This is a genomic window from Photobacterium obscurum (assembly GCF_026191635.1).
GTDB lineage: Bacteria > Pseudomonadota > Gammaproteobacteria > Enterobacterales > Vibrionaceae > Photobacterium > Photobacterium obscurum.
This window is the reverse complement of sequence record NZ_JAKRRW010000003.1, coordinates 119,477-139,726: the sequence shown is the minus strand read 5'-3', so window position 1 is coordinate 139,726 and position 20,250 is coordinate 119,477. Positions and strand designations below refer to the sequence as shown.

At 47.2% G+C, this 20,250-nt stretch carries 20 protein-coding genes; 7 read left to right on the top strand and 13 right to left on the bottom strand.

Annotated features, from left to right (window positions below; genetic code table 11):
* Positions 1 to 228: 228 nt before the first annotated feature.
* Positions 229 to 522 (top strand): hypothetical protein, encoded by a 294-nt coding sequence (locus MD588_RS04770; protein ID WP_265695772.1) that lies wholly within the window; start codon positions 229 to 231, stop codon positions 520 to 522.
* Between the two features lie 73 nt (positions 523 to 595).
* On the opposite strand, the gene gpt is transcribed toward MD588_RS04770, so the two are convergent.
* Together gpt and MD588_RS04760 are read right to left on the bottom strand one after the other, a co-directional pair.
* Entirely contained in the window at positions 596 to 1,054 is a 459-nt protein-coding gene (gene gpt, locus MD588_RS04765) for a xanthine phosphoribosyltransferase (RefSeq protein ID WP_265695770.1), read from the bottom strand.
* A gap of 53 nt (positions 1,055 to 1,107) precedes the next feature.
* A complete protein-coding gene (locus tag MD588_RS04760) occupies positions 1,108 to 2,397 on the bottom strand; it encodes an NCS2 family permease (RefSeq protein ID WP_265695768.1) in 1,290 nt (429 codons plus the stop codon).
* A gap of 1,301 nt (positions 2,398 to 3,698) precedes the next feature.
* Here MD588_RS04760 and MD588_RS04755 point away from each other — a divergent pair.
* Positions 3,699 to 5,159, top strand: coding sequence for an aminoacyl-histidine dipeptidase (locus MD588_RS04755; protein WP_265695767.1), 1,461 nt, complete (start codon positions 3,699 to 3,701; stop codon positions 5,157 to 5,159).
* A gap of 72 nt (positions 5,160 to 5,231) precedes the next feature.
* Here the strand turns inward: MD588_RS04755 and dinB are convergent, their stop codons facing one another.
* On the bottom strand, positions 5,232 to 6,317 hold the full coding sequence (gene dinB / locus MD588_RS04750; protein WP_265695766.1) for a DNA polymerase IV: 1,086 nt from the start codon (positions 6,315 to 6,317) through the stop codon (positions 5,232 to 5,234).
* 252 nt (positions 6,318 to 6,569) lie between these two features.
* On the opposite strand from dinB, the gene MD588_RS04745 reads away from it, so the two are divergent.
* A complete protein-coding gene (locus MD588_RS04745) occupies positions 6,570 to 7,811 on the top strand; it encodes a response regulator (RefSeq protein WP_265695764.1) in 1,242 nt (413 codons plus the stop codon).
* 97 nt (positions 7,812 to 7,908) lie between these two features.
* On the opposite strand, the gene nqrM is transcribed toward MD588_RS04745, so the two are convergent.
* The 10 genes from nqrM to bolA all read right to left on the bottom strand — a co-directional run bounded on the left by nqrM (position 7,909) and on the right by bolA (position 17,217).
* The gene (gene nqrM, locus MD588_RS04740) at positions 7,909 to 8,130 is read right to left on the bottom strand and encodes a (Na+)-NQR maturation NqrM (RefSeq protein ID WP_265695762.1); all 222 of its coding nucleotides are present in this window, start codon (positions 8,128 to 8,130) and stop codon (positions 7,909 to 7,911) included.
* Positions 8,131 to 8,139: 9 nt separating this feature from the next.
* Complete coding sequence (locus MD588_RS04735; protein ID WP_407676540.1) at positions 8,140 to 9,162, bottom strand: FAD:protein FMN transferase; 1,023 nt, start codon at positions 9,160 to 9,162, stop codon at positions 8,140 to 8,142.
* Between the two features lie 135 nt (positions 9,163 to 9,297).
* A complete protein-coding gene (gene nqrF, locus MD588_RS04730) occupies positions 9,298 to 10,521 on the bottom strand; it encodes an NADH:ubiquinone reductase (Na(+)-transporting) subunit F (RefSeq protein WP_265695761.1) in 1,224 nt (407 codons plus the stop codon).
* 22 nt (positions 10,522 to 10,543) lie between these two features.
* The gene (gene nqrE, locus MD588_RS04725; RefSeq protein WP_265695759.1) at positions 10,544 to 11,140 is read right to left on the bottom strand and encodes an NADH:ubiquinone reductase (Na(+)-transporting) subunit E; all 597 of its coding nucleotides are present in this window, start codon (positions 11,138 to 11,140) and stop codon (positions 10,544 to 10,546) included.
* Between the two features lie 7 nt (positions 11,141 to 11,147).
* Positions 11,148 to 11,780, bottom strand: coding sequence for an NADH:ubiquinone reductase (Na(+)-transporting) subunit D (locus MD588_RS04720; protein ID WP_265695756.1), 633 nt, complete (start codon positions 11,778 to 11,780; stop codon positions 11,148 to 11,150).
* A complete protein-coding gene (locus MD588_RS04715) occupies positions 11,773 to 12,567 on the bottom strand; it encodes a Na(+)-translocating NADH-quinone reductase subunit C (RefSeq protein WP_265695755.1) in 795 nt (264 codons plus the stop codon). The genes MD588_RS04720 and MD588_RS04715 overlap by 8 nt, the downstream gene beginning before the upstream one ends.
* Positions 12,557 to 13,801 carry an NADH:ubiquinone reductase (Na(+)-transporting) subunit B gene (locus MD588_RS04710; RefSeq protein ID WP_265695754.1) on the bottom strand — a complete coding sequence of 415 codons (1,245 nt, stop codon included), beginning with the start codon at positions 13,799 to 13,801 and terminating at the stop codon, positions 12,557 to 12,559. Before MD588_RS04710 ends, MD588_RS04715 begins: the two co-directional genes overlap by 11 nt.
* A gap of 3 nt (positions 13,802 to 13,804) precedes the next feature.
* Complete coding sequence (locus tag MD588_RS04705) at positions 13,805 to 15,145, bottom strand: Na(+)-translocating NADH-quinone reductase subunit A (protein WP_265695753.1); 1,341 nt, start codon at positions 15,143 to 15,145, stop codon at positions 13,805 to 13,807.
* Positions 15,146 to 15,557: 412 nt separating this feature from the next.
* Positions 15,558 to 16,640, bottom strand: coding sequence for a TRAP transporter substrate-binding protein (locus MD588_RS04700; protein ID WP_265695752.1), 1,083 nt, complete (start codon positions 16,638 to 16,640; stop codon positions 15,558 to 15,560).
* 262 nt (positions 16,641 to 16,902) lie between these two features.
* The gene (bolA, locus tag MD588_RS04695; protein WP_265695751.1) at positions 16,903 to 17,217 is read right to left on the bottom strand and encodes a transcriptional regulator BolA; all 315 of its coding nucleotides are present in this window, start codon (positions 17,215 to 17,217) and stop codon (positions 16,903 to 16,905) included.
* A 178-nt stretch (positions 17,218 to 17,395) separates the two neighbouring features.
* Between bolA and MD588_RS04690 the strand changes: the two genes are divergently transcribed.
* From MD588_RS04690 to MD588_RS04675, 4 genes are all read left to right on the top strand, one after another.
* Positions 17,396 to 18,520, top strand: a complete 1,125-nt coding sequence (locus MD588_RS04690) for a methyltransferase (protein ID WP_265695749.1) — start codon at positions 17,396 to 17,398, stop codon at positions 18,518 to 18,520.
* A gap of 62 nt (positions 18,521 to 18,582) precedes the next feature.
* Positions 18,583 to 19,152: a YajG family lipoprotein gene (locus MD588_RS04685; protein ID WP_265695748.1), complete on the top strand. Its 570-nt coding sequence runs from the start codon at positions 18,583 to 18,585 to the stop codon at positions 19,150 to 19,152.
* A complete protein-coding gene (locus MD588_RS04680; protein WP_265695747.1) occupies positions 19,152 to 19,706 on the top strand; it encodes a peptidylprolyl isomerase in 555 nt (184 codons plus the stop codon). Before MD588_RS04685 ends, MD588_RS04680 begins: the two co-directional genes overlap by 1 nt.
* 42 nt (positions 19,707 to 19,748) lie before the next feature.
* Positions 19,749 to 20,111 carry a hypothetical protein gene (locus MD588_RS04675; protein ID WP_265695746.1) on the top strand — a complete coding sequence of 121 codons (363 nt, stop codon included), beginning with the start codon at positions 19,749 to 19,751 and terminating at the stop codon, positions 20,109 to 20,111.
* The last annotated feature ends 139 nt before the right edge of the window (positions 20,112 to 20,250 follow it).

Here is a 20,250-nt window from a genome sequence, read left to right as displayed (position 1 = left end):
CCAAAAGTATACCACCCAACAATCAGTTACAGTGTGCGCAAAAAAACAAAAAAAGTTTGGGGAAAACAATGTTCAGGCAAAAACTCAGACTAGCACCTCTCCTATAACGTCAAGATACTGAGTCTTATGAATAAGACAGAGCACCTATACACGCCCAATATTTTCTACTGATTTATCATCCTGAGCTATGCTGATACTACTATCAGTAGTCCGTTAGGTGGTATACATATGAGCAGAATACTTCTTTTTTGCAGCATGATGTTTATGTCAACGTCGGTGCTCGCCTTCGGCAGTGGTGGCGTTCTCGGTGGAAACCCCGGAGAAGCATCAGGTGCCGTCAATGCCAAGATAGCCGTATGTCTAGATGCATCCGGCGAACAAATTGCGAACTCGTATCAAACCAAGCTTGATAGAAAATGTAAGTTAACCGGTAAAGATATGATTGACCTGATTAACTACAATAATTATTACCGAAACAAGCCCAATGGCGAATCACTGTCTGATATCCGCGCGATGCGCTAACCTCTTTTAGCCATTGACTAGCAACAAAAAAAGGGAGCCGCCGGCTCCCTTTTTTATGCGTCTATTATCGCCATTATTTTTTAGCGATAGGATCAACATAAGTCACAGCCATATCCCATGGCTGCTCGATCCAAGTGTCCTGAGCAATATCAACGACGTAGTCATCAACCAGGTGCCTACCGGCTGGCTTGGCACACACAGTTACAAACTTGGCGCGTGGGTACATCTCGCGGATCATCTCAGCCGTACCGCCAGTATCAACCAGATCATCGACGACGATGAAGCCTTCACCATCACCATCGGCCTTCTTCAGCACTTTCATTTCACGCTGGTGGTCATGGTCGTAGCTTGAAATACATACCGTATCAACATGACGGATATTTAGTTCACGAGCCAGGATCGCAGAAGGAACTAGACCACCACGACTAACAGCAATAATACCTTTCCACTGATCAGCAGGTAGCAGTTTCTCTGCCAGCTGACGAGTGTACATTTGCATGTTGTCCCAAGTGATGACGAATTTATTACTCATATCCGATGAACCTCTGAATCAGCGAAATTGTCGCTGGGTATATTTATAAACTGTTATAAGAAGATAATTTTAGCAAGAAACAGGGCAGCAATAACCCAAACGCTAACATTTACATCTCTTCCCTTGCCACTCATAGCCTTAACGGCAGCATAAGTGATAAAGCCAAGGCCGATACCTTCAGCAATAGAGTATGTTAGCGGCATTAACAGGCAAACTACAACCACAGGGGCGGCTTCTGTTAAGTCACGCCAGTCTACACTCACCAAACCTGACATCATCAGAATGGCAACATAGAACAAGGCACCCGCTGTCGCATAGGCCGGAACCATACCCGCCAGCGGAGCAAAGAACAATGCCAAAAAGAATAGTACGCCCACCGTCACGGCTGTCAAACCAGTACGGCCACCGACTGCAACTCCCGACACACTTTCAACAAACGATGTCGTATTGGAAGTACCAAGAACGGCTCCAACCGATGTTGCCGTACTATCAGCAAGCAACGCGCGGTTAAGGCGTGGAAGCTTACCCTCTTTGTCAATTAGGTCCGCTTTTGTCGCGACACCAACCAATGTTCCTGCAGTATCAAACAGGTCAACAAACAGGAAAGCAAACACGACTGAGACCAGGCCGACTTCCAGTGCCCCGCTAAAATCCATCTGCATGAATGTTGGTGCCAGACTTGGTGGCATAGACATGACACCGCCATAAGTGATCTCACCAAACAGCACGCCCAATACTGTCACTGACAAAATAGCAATCAGTACCGCTGCCTTATAACCACGGTGAACCAAGGCAATTGTCAGGAAAAAGCCTAATGCCGCCATCACAGCAGGGAAGCTGGTCAAGTCGCCGACATGGACTAATGTTGCAGGGTTATCAACCACAATACCTGAGCTCTGCAGCGCGATGAATGCCAGGAATAAACCGATACCCGCCGAGATCCCGGTACGTAGTGCCATTGGTATTGCATTAATAATCCATTCGCGTACCCGCAACACGCTCAAAGCGATAAAGCAAAGACCAGATAAGAATACAGCGGCCAGTGCTACCTGCCACGTATGCCCCATACCTAAAACAACACTATAGGTAAAGAAAGCATTCAGCCCCATCCCCGGCGCCTGAGCGACAGGATAGTTTGCAACAAAACCCATAATAAAACAGCCGACCATTGCAGCCAAACAGGTTGCGACAAAAACAGCCCCCTGATCCATCCCTGTGGTTGCCAGCATCGTCGGGTTGACAAAGATGATGTAGGCCATGGTCAGGAAGGTGGTGAGACCCGCCAACACTTCGGTGCGAACATCCGTACCGTGCTCTTGCAGTTTGAATAGTTTCTCAAGCATTGCTCTCGATTCCTTGGAGATAATACGCAGCATCAAAAATCTTGAAAAATAGAAAACGTTTGCGTCCTCCATTTTTGGGGGGCGATTATATGTTGCTTAGCCAGCAATTTCCAGAAAATAACGCAACTATCAGCAGCACATTTGCCTAACCGAATAAAAAACCGACCAACCACAAATCAGCATAAAAATAAATCAATAAAAATCAACATGTTAAGCAAGTCCTCTTATGATGAATTTTTCACCATTCAACATTTTTCCCCTCGACGCAAACGATAATATGCATCAAGTTAATGTTGGATTTATCGCTTAGAATTGTATGTAATCGAGTACATGGTGATATTAACCTGTTAGGGGTTTGTAACAGAGAGTGAGGAGGGAGATAAAAAAACGCCACTCCAAGTGGGAGTGGCGGAAGAATGTGATGAACAACCAAATAATGGGTATTCTAAATTCTTAACAAAGGGGGTGAACAATACTGTTCAAAATACCATGCCCTAATACCATCGAAGTATTGAGCACAGTATCAGAAATTAGTAGCCGAAAGAGCTCGGGTAGTGGAAGTTACCAGTGTAAACAGAACGGTTATTCCAGAAGTTTGTTACAGAGTTAAATACTTTCATCTTTATCACCTTAAATATTAAGTTATCAAAACACATAAAACGTTTAGTGCTCAGCCTTCATGGCTTGACTTAATCTCAGTTCCTTGGAGGCGATATCTCGGGCTCATCCTGAGCGGTTTGCTGTGTTGTTTGTTCTTCAACAGAAGATGGTGCAACTATAACCACCACGTAATTAAATTACAAGCTTTTTCTTTAACTCCGTCACACTTTTTGATTTTGCGTGCTACAGATCTCTCTTTTCTGTAATTTAATTACAGCTTTGATTATCCCAGGTTTACCCTCTCGCGACTAACGTTTAACACCGCCTTACTTAAACCATTACGCTACTGCAACATACAATATTCAACACGCGCATATACAACCAGCTGTCAATTCCAACAAGCGATCACGATAGAGAGAGTCATTAGGCAAAGAGCAATATCCACCTGCGCAGCTCACCGATTACAGCCATAAAACCGTGCTGCAGGGCGAACAAATCGCAGCCGCAAGCGAACAACTTCTTGCTAGTGGTCACACTCTTGGCGCCCATATTTCGCATTTTAAGATTTAGCTATCCCCGTTTCAGACGCAGTGGTATCCTTGAAGCAATCGCGATAGTTTATTCTGCTAGATTTACTCGCTCATTTGCTGATATTCAGCTAATGAATCGCATTAGCCCAATAGTTTATAAGGGAGACTGCTGTGTCTGAAATCAGTCAACTGTCACCGCAACCTGTGTGGCAATTCTTCGATCAAATCTGTTCTATTCCTCACCCATCCAAGCATGAAGAGCAACTCGCTCAGCACATCATCAAATTTGCTGAAGGTGAAGGCCTAGAAGTACGCCGTGATGCGGTTGGCAACGTATTTATCAAAAAGCCGGCAACTCCGGGTATGGAAGACCGTAAAGGTGTCGTACTGCAGGCGCACATCGATATGGTGCCACAGAAGAATGAAGATACCGATCACGAGTTCACCAAGGATCCTATCCAACCATACATTGATGGTGAGTGGGTTACGGCAAAAGGCACAACGCTGGGTGCTGACAACGGTATGGGTATGGCTGCATGTCTTGCTGTCTTGGCGGCAAAAGATGTTGAGCACGGTCCATTGGAAGTACTGCTGACTATCGACGAAGAAGCCGGTATGACAGGTGCTTTCGGCCTTGAAGAAGGCTGGCTGGAAGGTGACATCCTGCTAAACACTGACTCCGAGCAAGAAGGTGAAGTGTACATGGGGTGTGCTGGTGGCGTTGATGGCTCTATCACCCTCGATATCGAGCGTGAAGCCGTTCCGGCTAAGCACGCAGCCGTTAAACTGGTAATTAAAGGCCTAAAAGGCGGCCACTCAGGTTGTGATATTCACACCGGCCGCGGCAATGCCAACAAACTGCTGGGTCGCTTCCTATTTGCCCACGCAGAAGAGCTTGGTCTACGCCTGACTAACCTTACCGGCGGTAGCCTGCGTAATGCGATTCCACGTGAAGCATTCGCTCTTGTGACACTTCCGGCAACCAACGTCGACAAGCTGAACGAACTGTTCACCCACTACCAGTCAATTCTGGTTGCCGAGCTAGGTAAAGTTGAAACCGATATCAACCTGTTTGTCGAGCCAGCTGAATTACCTGCTGATGTACTAACCGCCACGGCACAGAAGCGTTTTTATGCGGTTCTGAATGCTTGCCCGAACGGTGTGCTACGCATGAGCGATGACATCGAAGGTGTGGTTGAGACTTCACTGAACGTTGGTGTGATCACCACTGAAGCTGACAAGATCACGATTCTATGTCTGATCCGCTCGTTGATCGACTCTGGTCGCAGCAATGTCGAAGGCATGCTAAAAGCGGTTGCTGAACTAGCAGGAGCCCAGTGTGAATTCTCTGGTGCTTACCCGGGCTGGAAACCAGATGCCGACTCTGAAGTGATGCACCTGTTCCGTGAAACCTATAACGATATCTATGGCCGAACACCAAATATCATGGTTATCCATGCCGGTCTAGAGTGTGGTCTGTTCAAAGAACCGTACCCTACAATGGATATGATCTCTTTCGGACCGACCATCAAGTTCCCGCACTCGCCAGACGAGAAAGTGAACATCGAGACCGTTGGTCTATTCTGGGAGCAGATGGTTGCGATCCTGAAGAATATTCCGGTGAAGAAGTAATAAACTTCTAAGTATCAGATAAAAAGATACGAGTGATACGAAGCGAGTTCATAGGGACTCGCTTTTATGTATCTAAAATCCCTCAAACGACAGCTGCTGCGCCTTCAGCCCCTGCTCTAACCCGACACTGATCCCTATCAACCGGATTTCACGATCTTTCTGCCGGCTCAGTGCTTCTTTGAGCAGGCCGACAAACTGAGCCTTATCGAGTCTCGGTTGACTATGTTCTACCGTCGTTTGCTGAAAATCGGCAAACTTGACCTTGATCCCCTGCTTGGCAATATTCAGCTCCGGACGAGCACGTTTAAGTCGTTTTTCCAGCTCTGGAAACAAGGTTTCAATAACTAACCAGCACTGATCATAGCTACTGATATTTTTTGAAAAGGTACGTTCGACGCCCACCGACTTCCGCTCCCGCTCAACCACAACTTCACGGTCATCAACCCCATGGGCACGGGACCAGAGTGAATGGCCAAACTTACCAAACTGCTGCAGCAGAAGGTGACGATCATAGGCCTGCACATCCTTACCGACATATAATCCTTTTTCATGCAGTTTCTGAATTGTCACCTTACCCACCCCGGGTATTTTTTCTAACTTCAAATCGGCAACAAAATCAGGAACATCAGCCGGAGTAACAACATACTGACCATCCGGTTTATTCAGATCAGACGCAATCTTGGCTATAAACTTTACCGGCGCGATGCCTGCGGAGGCTGTTAGATCCAGCTCTTCTTTAATTGCCCGGCGAATATCCTGAGCAATCAAAGTGGCCGAGCCATGCAATAACTCGCACTCCGTAACATCCAAATAAGCTTCATCCAGTGACAACGGCTCAATTTTATCGGTATAGCGCTGAAAGATAGCCCGGATTTGTTGAGAGACTTCTTTGTACACCCCCATCCGGCCAGCGACCAAAGTCAGATGCGGGCACAGCTTCATGGCTTGGGCTGTTGGCATCGCTGAGCGCACCCCATACTGACGGGCAAGATAGTTACAGGTGCTAATTACGCCACGTTGCTCCGAGCGTCCGCCGATCGCAATAGGGATCCCCTTTAGCTCAGGGTTATCACGCATTTCTACCGCCGCAAAAAAACAATCCATATCAACATGGATGATTTTTCTTTGAACTGGCAAAGGAGTCGTTGGCTGCTGCATGATTTCGGTTATCGGTTCTCTCAGCTGCTGTCAGCTGCTCAATTGATTAACTGTTTTTTTATACAGTGCCTATTATAGGGGCCAATTACCCGCGTGTGAACCCTGGGGTATGTCGCTTAATTATTTGCACCATCGTTATTGGTCCAAAATTTACTCTCACATACTTGTCGCGCAACTTACAAAAGTGTTATTAATGAAAACAATCAGCGTATAAATACCTACCCAGCAACAGGTATTGATTAAAGGAATAAGATGTCGCCAAATAAAGTTCTGATCGTAGAAGACAGCAGGGCCTTCCGTAACTACCTCAATAGTCAGCTGAGAGCAGCAGGCTTTGAACCCGTTTTTGCCGAGAGTATTGCCCAGGCGAAACAGCTGATTGTCGATAACAATACCGATGCATCCCCTTTCCTCTGTACTGTGCTCGACTACTGTCTGCCTGACGGCCAAGATGGCGAAATTATCGATCTGGTACTCAGTTACAAGCTCAAGGTTATTGTCCTGACCGCCCAATTCAGCACAGAAGTTAGGGAGGCGGTGCTGTCTAAGGGAGTGATTGATTACTTACTTAAGGACAGCCCGGCCTCCGTTGCCTACCTTATTCCTCTTTTGCAGCGGCTTGAAGCAAACAATTATCACAAAGCCATGGTTGTAGAAGATTCGTCAACGGTTCGCCATCACCTTATCAACCTGCTTGAAAGGCAAAACCTGCAGGTAATTGCCGCCAACAACGGGCAGGAGGCTCTGGAGCAGCTAGAGCTGCATCCTGATATCAGCCTCGTGATCACCGACCATGACATGCCCGAAAAAGACGGTATCACCATGATCAGGGAGATCCGGCAACAGCATAACCGCAACCAAATTGCCATACTGGGTTTGTCGGGCAGTAACGACAACGCGATGACAGCACTATACCTCAAGGCTGGAGCCAATGATTTTCTCAACAAGCCGTTCAACCAAGAAGAGTTTTACTGCCGTATTCACCATATGCTGAATATGAAAGATACCGCCGACAAGCTTTACCGAATGGCCAACCAGGATGCGCTGACGGGGCTATGGAACCGGCGCTATTTCTTTAGCCAAAGTGACTGCGGCTGTAACGATTGTGGCCAAAACCGTAATATCGCAATGATCGATATCGATTTTTTCAAACGGGTCAACGATACCTACGGCCACGACGCCGGCGACGAGGTATTGGTTCAAATCAGCAAGCAGCTCCAGGCACACTGCCCCGATGCCGTGGTGGCCCGGTTTGGCGGCGAGGAGTTCTGTATTCAGAGCTGTGCAAGCTATCAGCAGTTTATCAAGCAGCTTAGTCAGTTACGGCAAGACATAGAAAAGTTAGTGATCACCTACCAACAATCGTCGATTAAGGTCACAATTAGTATTGGTGTCACTTGCGGGGAGAAGCCCCTTGGTGAATTGCTCAAAGACGCCGATGAACGGCTTTATCGAGCCAAGCAAGGCGGTCGTAACCGGCTGGTAGGGCTCTGATTGGATCAGATAATTGCTCAGTTTGGTATAACCACGAATATAGCATATAAAAAAGCCTGAGCTAGCTCAGGCTTTACATTCAGATCAACGTGTTAAGCTAGATGATCTGGTTCTTTTTCCACTCGGCATGCTTCGCCTCACGCGCTTCACGCTTCTTGCGGGCATCACAAGGTTCCGGGCAGTCACACTCTTTGGCAATACCGATACCGTCCAGCCCACCACAGCTACCACTTACCGTTTTACGCTGGAAAATGTATCCCACAGCCATTGCGACGATAACCAGCAAAAAGACTGCGAAGGTGGTTAAATATACGACCATGATAGTTCTCTACTTCTTCTGCATATAAGGAACAAAGGCATCAGAGGTATATTCTTTAAAGCCCTGTTCGGTTTTCACAACGAGTAGAACCGGCAAGCTCTCTTGTTGCGCCAATTCCAGTGATTTTTCTTCACCCATCACAGAAAAAGCCGTTGCCAGTGCATCCGCTGTCATGCTTGATGGATGTAAAACCGTCACCGACACCACGTGGTTCGAGATCGGCTTACAGGTTTTAGGGTCAATCAGGTGCGAATAACGCACTCCGTCTTCTTCAAAGTAATTGCGATAGTCACCCGATGTTGCCACAGCCATGTCACCCGGTTCAATGATTTCCTGCACCGAGCGGCTACCGTCATCTGTCGGCTTCTCGATAGCAATGCGCCATGACACGCCTTCCAGGTTCTTACCCTTCAAACGAAGCTCACCGCCAATCTCGACCAGGTAGTCCGCAACATTCAGCTCTTCAAAATAATCCGCCACCACATCGACACCAAAACCTTTGGCAATCGAAGACAGATCAACGTATAGCTCAGGAATATCTTTCTTAAGTGTATTGCCTTCAACCGAAAGATGGTGAATACCCACTATCTTTTTGCGCTCGGTAATTTCGTCTGCCGTCGGTGTTTTCTCCGGACGGGCCTCAGGGCCAAAGCTCCATAGGTTAACAACCGGGCCAACGGTCACGTCCAATGCACCATCCGTTAACTTCGCCAAGCGAATTGCTTCTTTCACGACCTTGGCGGTATCGGCAGATACCTCAAATGGCTGGTTGGTTTGGTGCTGGTTAAATTGGCTGAGCTCGGAATGCTTACGATAAGTCGACATCTGATCGTTCACCAGCTCCAGGCGACGATCAATCTCGGTCTGCATATCAGTTGCAGATGGCAAGCCTTCCTGCTTAATCAACTTAATTGAATAGTAGGTTCCCATGGTTGAGCCATTCAGGTGAATCAATTCACGCTGATCACTACAGGCCGACAGGGTAAAAACCAACGCAAACATCATCAATGCGCGGTGTAGCAATGTCTTCATCCAACTACTCCCCAAATGAAAGACAGTCATTTTTTATGGTATGAAAAACCTTAGCTTACATACCGTTATTATGCGCTTATTACGAAAAAAGGCTGACCCCAGATGGGATCAGCCAGTTTTTCAGTGTGTAGCTAATTAGCCACCGAAATCATCCAGTAGGATGTTTTCGTCTTCAACACCAAGATCTTTCAGCATGCCGATAACAGCTGCGTTCATCATTGGTGGACCACACATGTAGTATTCACAATCTTCTGGTGCTTCGTGATCTTTCAAGTAGTTCTCGTAGATCACGTTGTGGATGAAGCCTGTGTAACCATCCCAGTTATCTTCTGGTAGTGGATCAGACAGGGCTACGTGCCACTCGAAGTTCTCGTTGTCCGCTGCAAGCGTATCGAAATCTTCTACATAGAACATTTCACGCTTAGAACGCGCACCGTACCAGTAAGTCATCTTACGCTTAGACTTCAGACGTAGAAGCTGATCAAAGATGTGAGAACGCATTGGAGCCATACCGGCACCACCACCGATGAATACCATTTCGTTATCAGTCTCTTTCGCGAAGAACTCACCGAACGGACCAGAAATAGTACACTTGTCGCCAGCTTTCAGTGACCAGATGTATGAAGACATCACACCCGGTGGCACGTCAGGGTTATTTGGCGGCGGTGTTGCAATTCGTACATTAAGCTTAATCAGGCCTTTCTCTTCTGGGTATGACGCCATTGAGTAAGCACGGATTGAAGGCTCTTTTACGATTGACTCATAACGGAACAGGTTGAACTTGTCCCAATCTTCACGGTATTCCTCAGGAATATCGAAGTCAGCATATTTAATGTGATGCGGTTCAGCTTCAATCTGAATGTAACCACCTGCACGGAAAGGAACTTCCTCGCCTTCAGGGATCTGCAGCACAAGCTCTTTGATGAAGGTTGCTTCGTTGTCGTTAGAAAGAACAGTACATTCCCACTTCTTAACACCGAAGATTTCTTCTGGCAGCTCGATATCCATGTCGGTTTTCACGTTAACCTGACAAGCAAGACGCTCGCCTTCACGTGCTTCACCTTTAGTGATGTGGTCAAGCTCTGTCGGCAGAATGTCACCGCCGCCAGATTTTACTTTCACACGACACTGGCCACATGAGCCACCGCCACCACATGCAGATGATACAAAGATACCATTTGCAGAAAGAGCGCTTAGTAGTTTGTCACCGGCAGCAGTTTTAATTGCTTTTTCCGGATCACCATTTACTGAGATAGTAATGTCACCTGATGGTACTAGCTTAGATTTAGCGAATAGGATCACTAATACCAAAGCCAGGATAATCAGGGTGAACATAACTACACCAAGAATAATATCCATTGATTATTCCTTAATATCCTGATTACAGCTGAACACCGGAGAAGGACATGAAGCCCAACGCCATTAGACCAACGGTGATGAATGTAATACCTAGGCCACGCAGACCTGGAGGTACGTCAGAGTACTTCATCTTCTCGCGGATACCCGCAAGAGCTACGATTGCCAGCATCCAGCCGATACCAGAACCGACACCGTAAACCACAGATTCAGCGAAGTTGTAATCACGCTGTACCATGAAAGATACGCCACCGAAGATTGCACAGTTAACTGTGATCAGCGGTAGGAAGATACCCAGTGCGTTGTATAGCGGCGGGAAGAAGCGGTCCAGAACCATTTCCAGGATCTGTACCAGTGCCGCGATAACACCGATAAAGGTAATAAAGTTCAGGAAGCTCAGGTCAACACCTGAAACAATCGCACCGTCTTTCAGCAGTAGGTTGTAAATCAGGTTGTTTGCAGGTACGGCGATAGCCAGTACAACGGTAACCGCAACACCCAGGCCGAAAGAAGTTTTAACCTTCTTAGATACAGCCAGGAATGTACACATACCTAGAAAGAACGATAGTGCCAGGTTCTCGATAAAGATCGAGCGAACCAATAGGCTTAGATAATGTTCCATGGTCCCCTTACTCCTTCGCTTCTACTTGTTCAGGACGGACGATACGAATAGCCCAGATCATGAAACCGATCAGGAAGAACGCTGATGGTGCTAGTAGCATCATACCGTTCGGCTGGTACCAGCCACCTTCAGAGATCAGCGGTAGAACCTGAACACCGAATAGTTTGCCTGCACCTAGTAGTTCACGGAAGAAGCCTACAGTGATTAGTACAAAACCGTAGCCAAGGCCGTTACCGAGACCGTCAACTAGCGACGGTAGCGGCGCTGACTTCATTGCATACGCTTCTGCACGACCCATTACGATACAGTTAGTAATGATCAGGCCAACAAATACAGAAAGCTGTTTAGAGATATCGTAAACAAACGCTTTCAGCACCTGGTCTACCACGATTACCAACGAGGCGATAATCGCCATCTGCACGATAATACGTACACTGTTAGGAATGTGATGACGGATCAGAGATACAAACAAGTTAGAGAACGCACATACGAATGTTACCGCTAAGGTCATTACGAATGCTGTTTCCAGTTTGGTGGTTACTGCAAGCGCAGAACACACACCAAGAATCTGCAGCGCAATCGGGTTGTTATCGATAAAAGGCGCAAACAGAATCTTCTTCATTTCTTTAGTATCAGCCATTGTTTAGGCCTCCTTCACGCACTTTAGCTAGGAATGGACCAAAGCCCATGTCACCCAACCAGAAGTCGAAGGTGTGCTGAACACCATTAGCGGTTAGAGTTGCGCCAGACAGACCGTCTACGCCGTGGATATCACCCTCAGGAGCGCCACCTTTAACAACACGGATTGCTGGTTTGTTGCTGTCATCAAACAGCTTCTTGCCAACAAACTGAGCACGCCAGCTCGGGTTTTCAACCTCACCACCAAGTCCAGGAGTTTCGCCCTGCTCGTAGTAAGTAATACCCGATACTGTGTTACCGTCAGTCTCAACCGCAACAAACGCGTACATCATTGACCACAGACCGTTACCGTGAACAGGCAGGATCAGCTTTTCAGTGTTGTCGTTCGCATCTTTAACCAGGTAAACCGTTGCAACATTCGCACGACGAATGATCTTGGCTTTATCCTGATCCGCTGCTAGCTTGATAGACTGGTTGTTATCTTTCGCAGCAACACGTTGCTTGTACTCTGCTGCAGTTTGACCTGCTTCAGTTGTCTCTACGAATTCACCCGTTTCAAGGTTAACCAGTTTAGGCTCGATGAACTGCTGGTAAGCTTCAGTTACGTTAGTGCCGTCTTCAAGCAGGCCTGCAACCGAAAGGATGTTGCGCTGAACGTCAAGCACAGCATTCTTCTGCTGAAGCGGACGCAAGCTCACTGCCGACATTGATACCACGATAGAGCAGACTAGGCTCAGCGCGATAACAACAATCAGCGTCTTTTTAATGCTATCGTTATTACTTGACATGACGAGCGAGCCTCCGTTTGATGTTGCCCTGAACCACTAGGTTGTCAAATAGAGGTGCAAATAGGTTAGCGAATAGAATCGCCAGCATCATACCTTCTGGGTAAGCTGGGTTAACCACACGAACCAACACCGCCATTACACCGATAAGTGCGCCGTACCACCATTTACCTTTATTAGTAAATGATGCAGACACAGGATCGGTTGCCATGAACATCATACCGAATGCAAAACCACCCAGAACTAGGTGCCAGTGCCAAGGCATGCTGAACATTGCATTCGTGTCAGAACCAATGATGTTGAACAGAGTCGCTGTCGCAATCATACCAATCATGGTACCCGCGATGATGCGCCATGAAGCAATGCCCATGAACACGATCATTGCACCACCAAGAATGATAGCTAGCGTCGAAACTTCACCGATTGAACCAGGGATACGACCAATGAATGCATCCATCCAAGTAATCGCGTCGCCAGTAACAACGTTGATTAGTTTCGCGTCACCACCTTGTGCCCACTGGCTTAGCGCCGTCGCACCAGTGAAGCCGTCAGCGGCTGTCCATACTGCATCACCAGAAATCTGAGCTGGGTATGCAAAGAACAAGAACGCACGGCCTGCTAGTGCAGGGTTCAGGAAGTTACGGCCAGTACCACCAAAGATTTCTTTAGCAACAACAACACCGAAGGTAATACCTAGGGCTGCCTGCCAAAGTGGAAGTGTTGGTGGAACGATCAGTGCGAACAGGATAGAAGTAACAAAGAAGCCTTCGTTCACTTCGTGCTTGCGCACCATACAGAAAAGCACTTCCCAGAAGCCACCTACTGCAAATACAACAGCGTAGATAGGTAGGAAGTAGGTTGCACCCAGTAGCATCTTGCTACCCCAGCCTGCATCTGCAGACATTGTGCCGCCTAGCATTTCAGTCAGCCAGTAGTGCCAGTCACCTGCGATAATCGCAGTTAGCTGATCACCAGCATACATGTGGTTTAGCGCAACAATTGCCTGGTGGCCAGAGTTGTACATACCCCAGAACATTGCTGGGAATACCGCAAACCACACCATGATCATGATGCGCTTCAGATCGATGCTATCACGAACGTGAGAGCCTGAACGAGTCACTTGACCCGGCGTATACATAAGAGTTGCAAACGCTTCATAAAGCGCAAACCACTTCTCGTGCTTACCACCCGGCTCAAAGTGGTGTTCAATTTGCTCTAGGAAATTCTTGAGGCTCATGAATTACCCTTCCTTCTCAATTGTGTCCAGACACTCACGTAGAAGTGGGCCGAACTCATACTTACCTGGGCAAACAAATGTACATAGAGCCAGATCTTCTTCATCAAGCTCTAGCGCACCTAGCTGCTGTGCACTATCAACGTCACCAGCACATAGGTCACGAAGCAGCAGTGTCGGCTCGATATCAAGCGGCATAACTTTTTCGTAGTTACCGATTGGCACCATCGCACGCTCACTACCATTCGTCGTCGTTGTCATATTAAACAACTGACCAGGGAAGAACTGGCTTAGGAAAGAACGAGTAATAGAGAACTTGTTTTTACCTGGTACGATCCAGCCCAAGAATTCTTTCTCGCGACCTTCACGAAGCGCAGTTACCTGTAGATGGTAACGGCCAAGGTAGGCATGTGGACCAATTGCATGAAGACCATTCAGAACAGAGCCTGAAAGAACGCGCAGTTCACCTGGCATCATTTCTGAGTCAGTAATCTGAACAGTAGATGCACCGATCTGAGTACGAACCAGACGTGGGTTGTTAACTACAGGGCCTGCCAGTGAGATAACACGGTCAGTATATAGTTCACCTGTCAGGAATAGCTTACCGAAGGCGATAACGTCCTGGTAGTTGATATGCCATGCTACATTTTCTAGGTTCGCACCAAACAATGTGTGGATATGCGTACCAACAAGACCGGCAGGGTGCGGACCATTGAATACGTGCTCTTCAACATTAGATTCAGTTGAACGCGGTAGGCTAGCACCAGATTTACAAACCATCACCTTACCGCTAGTCAGACGAGATAGAAGCGTCAGACCGGCAACAAAAGCGTCGCTTTGCTCATTAATGATGATTTCTGGGTTTGCAGCCAGAGGGTTGGTATCAATGGCTGTAACAAAGATAGCCTGAGTTTCAGCGTCGATTGCAGGAACCTTGCTGAAAGGACGCGTACGAAGCGCTGTCCACATACCAGACTCAACTAGCTGATCCACGATTGCAGCACGCTCTAATTGAGCAAGCTGGCCAGCTTCATAGCTGTTGAATGTTATTTGCTCATCGCCTTCTACATCAATCACAACGGATTGTAGAACACGCTTCGCACCACGGTTGATTTCTGCAACCTTGCCGCTGGCTGGAGCAGTGAACTTAACGCCAGGGTTCTTCTTGTCTTCAAAAAGAACCTGACCTTTCTTCACTACATCCCCTACGCGAGTATGCATTGTAGGACGCATACCAACATATTCTTCGCCAAGCAAGGCGACTCGAGTGATGGTCTTGCCATCATTTATCGCCTGGGTAGGAGTCCCTGAAATTGGGATATCCAAACCCTTTTTTATTGTAATCATACGCACTTGCACTACATTAACGGGAAAAAAGAATTTTCTATTGCGCAATTAAGACACGACTTTCCTTCGTCCGAAGCCGGTTTATATCCGTAACCAGCACCGCAACATCCTATTAACTTACTGGTCACAGATTTTATGACGAGTAATTTTGAGGCCGCGATTCTAGCATTAAACTACGGGTTTTTACTATGCCAAACCGTCCTAAACGAGGCGAAAATCAGTGAACAATTCAAACGCAATACATTTGTTAGGTTATATCTTTGAGCTAACGCACAATTGTGGAAAACAAGTTGTTTTATCAAAACATTTGCACTTGAAGCGATGTTTTAACAAAAAATCAATAGCATTCGCACAGTCACAACAATGGGGCAGCAATGCCCCATCATATTTGTTTATATTTTGTCATGCGGTGTTAATTAATATTCACATCTGCATTTTCTGACACCCGCCCATACTGCCGGATGTCTGCAAGAAACTGCTTGTAGGCTGAATAAATACGCCCTATATCAGGATCTGCTTCACTCTTTTCTGCCAGCAATTGTGATGTCAAAAGCTCCAATTCCGACAGAACATCTTCAGGAAACAGCCTCAACTCGACACCATGCTCGTTGATCAAGACATCCAGCGCCTGTAAATTCTTGACTGTATATTCATCAAGCATGTCTTGATTGATTGCCCTGGCTGCAGTTGTCACAACCAACTGTAAATCCTCCGGGAGCGCCTGAAAGGCCCCTTTATTAATGAGGAACTCCATTGAGGCACTAGGCTCCTGCCACCCCGGATAATAGTAGTACTTGGCGGCATTATGTAAACCAAATGCGAGATCATTGTAAGGGCCAACCCACTCGGTCGCATCAATGGCTCCAGTTTCCAATGCTGTGAAAAGCTCTCCGCCGGGCAAGCTGACAGGAATTCCTCCAGAGCGTTTCAGTACATCAGCCGCGTAGCCGGGCAAACGCATTTTCAGCCCTTTCAGGTCACGAAGGCTATTAATCTCTTTATTAAACCACCCCCCCATTTGGGCACCAGTGTTCCCCCCCGCCATCGGGATAACTCCATAGGGAGCATAGAGCTCATGCCACAGTTCCAGGCCACCACCATAATGTAGCCAGGCATTCATTTCCTGGGCTGTCATACCAAACGGAATAGCGGTAAAAAAAGGGGCAGCTGGAATTTTCTCCTGCCAATAATAAGCCGCCGAATGGCCCATCTGAGCAGTTCCTTTCGAAACAGCATTGAACACTTCAAAGCTTGGCACCAGCTCACCGGCGCCATAAACCCGAATGGTTAACCTACCATCACTTAATTGCTCAACCTTTTCCGCAAACCTCTCAGGAGCCACCCCTAAGCCAGGAAAACCTTTTGGCCACGAGGTAACCAGCTTCCATTCAACAGGTTTGACTTGCTTTTGGTCACTGCTTCCCTGATCACCACACGCTAACAGGCCGACAGCAAGTAAAAGCCCTACGACAATTTTGCCACTACGCTTTATCATCCAATATCCTTGTATTGCAGAACCGCCTCCTGCCATTACTAGCAGAAAACCAAGTCCTCAAAGTATAGCTGTATGACCAACTTCTACTTATACCAATCATGACTGTTAACTAATTGGTATGCCTTCCGAATCCATTTAGAAGAAGTAGACAATGATACGTGATACCCGATGATAATGATGCTCGTTAATTCAAACTTTATGACGAAAAAAACCGCAACAATGTGCGGTTTCTATTCATTTCAGTTGCCATTAAGAAACTGAATTAGACTAATTTAGCGCCTCCACGGCATGACGGCGACAGAGGTGCCCCATCAAACAAGTTCTGCCATTCACTCTCGGTATAGGTATGCATGGCCAACGCATGGACTTCAGCTGCCAACTCATCGGCAAGCACACTGTTTACCGCCCGGTGACGGCCAATCAGCCTAACGCCTTCAAATTGCTCGCTCACAATCACCACCTTAAAATGGCTTTCCGAGCCTGCGGGTACATTATGCATATAGCTTTCATTCACCACCTCAAGATGCAATGGCGAAAATGCTTGCTGCAGTTTCTCGTTGATACGTTCCTGGATCATAACTCTCACCCTCGTAGCCGCTAAACAAGAAACACTGCAGATTTTTGGGCTGTATCTCAGGCCGCAAGTCAGCGGACTGTAATAAATAAGCCGCAAAGGCCGGGTTTTAGTTTGCAGCGCAGGCATGTTCTGCGAAAATAGATAACTGAATTGTAAACATACCTTAAAGTACTCTGTAATGAAACCTGAGCTAACCCTGCACGAGCGTACGCTAAAGCTACAGCGCTACCCAGTACGAAAAAATGAAACCCTGCAAGCATGGGATGCAGCAGATGAATACCTCATCAACCATGTCCACGACATGGAACTGGATCCCCAACGGCCGATCCTGATTATAAATGACAGTTTCGGTGCGCTAGGCTGCTGGTTTGCTCAGAAAGGTAAAGTCACCAGTGTGACTGACTCGTATATCTCCAAACAAGGCTGCATCGCCAACCTCAAAGCCAACCAGTTGCCGCCAATCAAAATCATTGACTGCCTGGCGGAGCTGCCAGAAAACCCGCAGCTGGTTTTGGTAAAGCTGCCAAAAAATAACCGCCTGCTGATCTGGCAACTGCAGCAACTTTGCAATCTCCTACCACAAGACTGTGTGGTAATTGGCGCTGCAAAAGTGAAAGAGATCCATACTTCGACGCTGAAGCTATTTGAAAAATACCTTGGTGTGACCAAAACCTCTTTGGCGGTCAAAAAAGCACGCCTGATTTTCTGCCAGCCAAACCCTGCACTAGCAAAGCCGATGCCAGCCCCTCAGCAATGGGATGTGCCTGAACATAACCTAACAATGACCAACCATGCCAATGTCTTTTCAAGTGACAGCTTGGATATTGGCGCGCGCTTGCTGCTAGAGCACATTCCACAGAACGACAAATATACCGATATTATCGACTTAGGTTGTGGCAACGGTGTCATTGGCCTGAAAGCCGCGAGACTGAACCCACATGCCAACATTACCTGTGTTGATGAAAGCTATATGGCTGTCGCCTCCTGTGAAGCCAACGCCAAGCTGAACCTTCAAACTCCGGAACAGCTGACGGCCATGGTGTCAAACTGTCTTGATGAAGCTCAGCCAAACAGTGCCGATCTCATCTTATGTAACCCGCCGTTCCACCAGCAAACCGCCATCACCGATCATATTGCATGGCAAATGTTTTGTGACTCAAAGCAAGTTCTCAGAGCTAAAGGCCAGTTAATCGTGATTGGTAACCGCCACCTGGGCTACGATGACAAGCTTAAGCGCTTATTCGGTAATGTATCGGTCATCGCCCGGAACAATAAATTTGTTGTTTATCAATCTGGTAAATAATTATATGTACTATTGAGTTGCTGTTTGCCCGCAGCAGCTTTTTTGTTAAGGATAAAATCAGTATGAAAAAACTTCTTATTGCCGCCTCTGTTTTGGCTCTAACTGCATGTTCGGCTCCTTCCGAACCTCAGCTAACTATTGCGCCATCACCGGTGATTGCTACTCAACCTACCGCAAACGGACAAGCGCTGAGTATTGAAAGCCGAGATCTGCGTACTGCGCAATTTGTCGCTGTCGTGGATAGCGGTCGCCAGAATGTACAGCCGCTACATGCAACGCAAAACTTGCGCATTACACTCGAAGAAGCCTTGTCACGCCAACTTCGTTCCCAGGGCTATACCGTGACCGAAGAAAGCCAGGGCACGTTACGACTGGATATTTTGGAAGCATTAGTGAATGTTAAGCACAGCGTGATGAGCCATGAGTTAAGCAGCAAGCTACAATTGCAGTTAGTGATTGAATCACCAAAAGGAAAATTCGTGAAGCGTTACGCTGGTAAGTCGGACCGTACCGGGGCAATGAGTGCTTCAGTGGAAGATATGGAATTGGCGCTGAACAACCTGATCACAGCTGTTCTAAAAGACATTTACGCCGATCCTGAGCTTAACACCTATATGCAGGAGAACCTGTAATGCGTCGCTACCTTCTTGCTTTACTTTTTTGCTTTGCGCTGCCGGTCAGTGCTGCAACACAAGTACTGGTGACCACAAATCTAGGTGAGTTTACCATCCAGCTGGACGACAAAAGCGCGCCAGTATCAAGCCAAAACTTCCTGCGCTATGTGGAAGATGGCAGCTATGTCGGCACTATCTTTCACCGTGTGATCCCCGGCTTTATGGCTCAGGGTGGTGGTTTTGACAAAGATCTAAAGCGTCGCCCTTCGTATGACGCAATTAAAAATGAATCAACCAACGGCCTTAGCAATGCCCGTGCAACTATTGCAATGGCACGCACCCAGGATCCAGACTCGGCAACACGTCAGTTTTACATTAACTACCAAAATAATGGGTTTCTTGACGCGCAAGGTAGCCGCCCTGGTTATGCGGTGTTCGGTAAAGTTGTGAAGGGCTTCTCAGTTATTGAAAAAATGGCTGAAATTCCTACTACAACTATCCGATCAATGGGTATGAAAGATGTTCCACAGCAGCCTATAGTTATTAAAGCTATTAATATTATTAAAAAGTAGGCTAACGTCACCTGGTCGTTACCCTACGCCCAGGTGACTGCTATGCTTACACTCATCTCATCTCGGCCAGATGTTTCTTGTGAATTGGTCAATCAGCATATCGCTGACTATGCCCCAGCCTTAGCATTGAGCGCTCTCGCGACCCTATCTGGCGATGTCAGCTACGACTCCATGACAAAAACCTGCACCGAACACCTGCATGACTGGTGGAAACTCTCTGTCCCCTCTGGCACTCCCGACGACAGCTATGAGTCAGCCTACTGGTATCTCCTTCATCTCCTTGAGTCTCTTGAAGAACACGAATTACTCGGCAATAACTTTATTCAATTCAAAGTCACCGCGACAGCTCAGTATCTTCTTGGCCTCAGTAGTCATCAGAAAAATATGCAGGGAATTAGGCCGTAATAAAAGATAGGCTTCTGACTCCTCGTTCCTAGAGCCTGGATTATTACAATTCAAGCTTGTTGGTTTTGATGCACCAGCACACAGACTCTTCAAACCTCAAGCTTTCCGCTCTTCTTCGCTTTTCCTCGGAACTAGGTTC

Excerpts from the sequence above, each read along its gene's own strand:
- MD588_RS04770 (WP_265695772.1), top strand. The coding sequence starts at position 229 with ATGAGCAGAATACTTCTTTTTTGCAGCATGATGTTTATGTCAACGTCG.
- gpt (WP_265695770.1), bottom strand. The coding sequence starts at position 1,054 with ATGAGTAATAAATTCGTCATCACTTGGGACAACATGCAAATGTACACT.
- MD588_RS04760 (WP_265695768.1), bottom strand. The coding sequence starts at position 2,397 with ATGCTTGAGAAACTATTCAAACTGCAAGAGCACGGTACGGATGTTCGC.
- dinB (WP_265695766.1), bottom strand. The coding sequence starts at position 6,317 with ATGCAGCAGCCAACGACTCCTTTGCCAGTTCAAAGAAAAATCATCCAT.
- MD588_RS04745 (WP_265695764.1), top strand. The coding sequence starts at position 6,570 with ATGTCGCCAAATAAAGTTCTGATCGTAGAAGACAGCAGGGCCTTCCGT.
- nqrM (WP_265695762.1), bottom strand. The coding sequence starts at position 8,130 with ATGGTCGTATATTTAACCACCTTCGCAGTCTTTTTGCTGGTTATCGTC.
- MD588_RS04735 (WP_407676540.1), bottom strand. The coding sequence starts at position 9,162 with ATGAAGACATTGCTACACCGCGCATTGATGATGTTTGCGTTGGTTTTT.
- nqrF (WP_265695761.1), bottom strand. The coding sequence starts at position 10,521 with ATGGATATTATTCTTGGTGTAGTTATGTTCACCCTGATTATCCTGGCT.
- nqrE (WP_265695759.1), bottom strand. The coding sequence starts at position 11,140 with ATGGAACATTATCTAAGCCTATTGGTTCGCTCGATCTTTATCGAGAAC.
- MD588_RS04720 (WP_265695756.1), bottom strand. The coding sequence starts at position 11,780 with ATGGCTGATACTAAAGAAATGAAGAAGATTCTGTTTGCGCCTTTTATC.
- MD588_RS04715 (WP_265695755.1), bottom strand. The coding sequence starts at position 12,567 with ATGTCAAGTAATAACGATAGCATTAAAAAGACGCTGATTGTTGTTATC.
- MD588_RS04710 (WP_265695754.1), bottom strand. The coding sequence starts at position 13,801 with ATGAGCCTCAAGAATTTCCTAGAGCAAATTGAACACCACTTTGAGCCG.
- MD588_RS04705 (WP_265695753.1), bottom strand. The coding sequence starts at position 15,145 with ATGATTACAATAAAAAAGGGTTTGGATATCCCAATTTCAGGGACTCCT.
- MD588_RS04700 (WP_265695752.1), bottom strand. The coding sequence starts at position 16,640 with ATGATAAAGCGTAGTGGCAAAATTGTCGTAGGGCTTTTACTTGCTGTC.
- bolA (WP_265695751.1), bottom strand. The coding sequence starts at position 17,217 with ATGATCCAGGAACGTATCAACGAGAAACTGCAGCAAGCATTTTCGCCA.
- MD588_RS04690 (WP_265695749.1), top strand. The coding sequence starts at position 17,396 with ATGAAACCTGAGCTAACCCTGCACGAGCGTACGCTAAAGCTACAGCGC.
- MD588_RS04685 (WP_265695748.1), top strand. The coding sequence starts at position 18,583 with ATGAAAAAACTTCTTATTGCCGCCTCTGTTTTGGCTCTAACTGCATGT.
- MD588_RS04680 (WP_265695747.1), top strand. The coding sequence starts at position 19,152 with ATGCGTCGCTACCTTCTTGCTTTACTTTTTTGCTTTGCGCTGCCGGTC.
- MD588_RS04675 (WP_265695746.1), top strand. The coding sequence starts at position 19,749 with ATGCTTACACTCATCTCATCTCGGCCAGATGTTTCTTGTGAATTGGTC.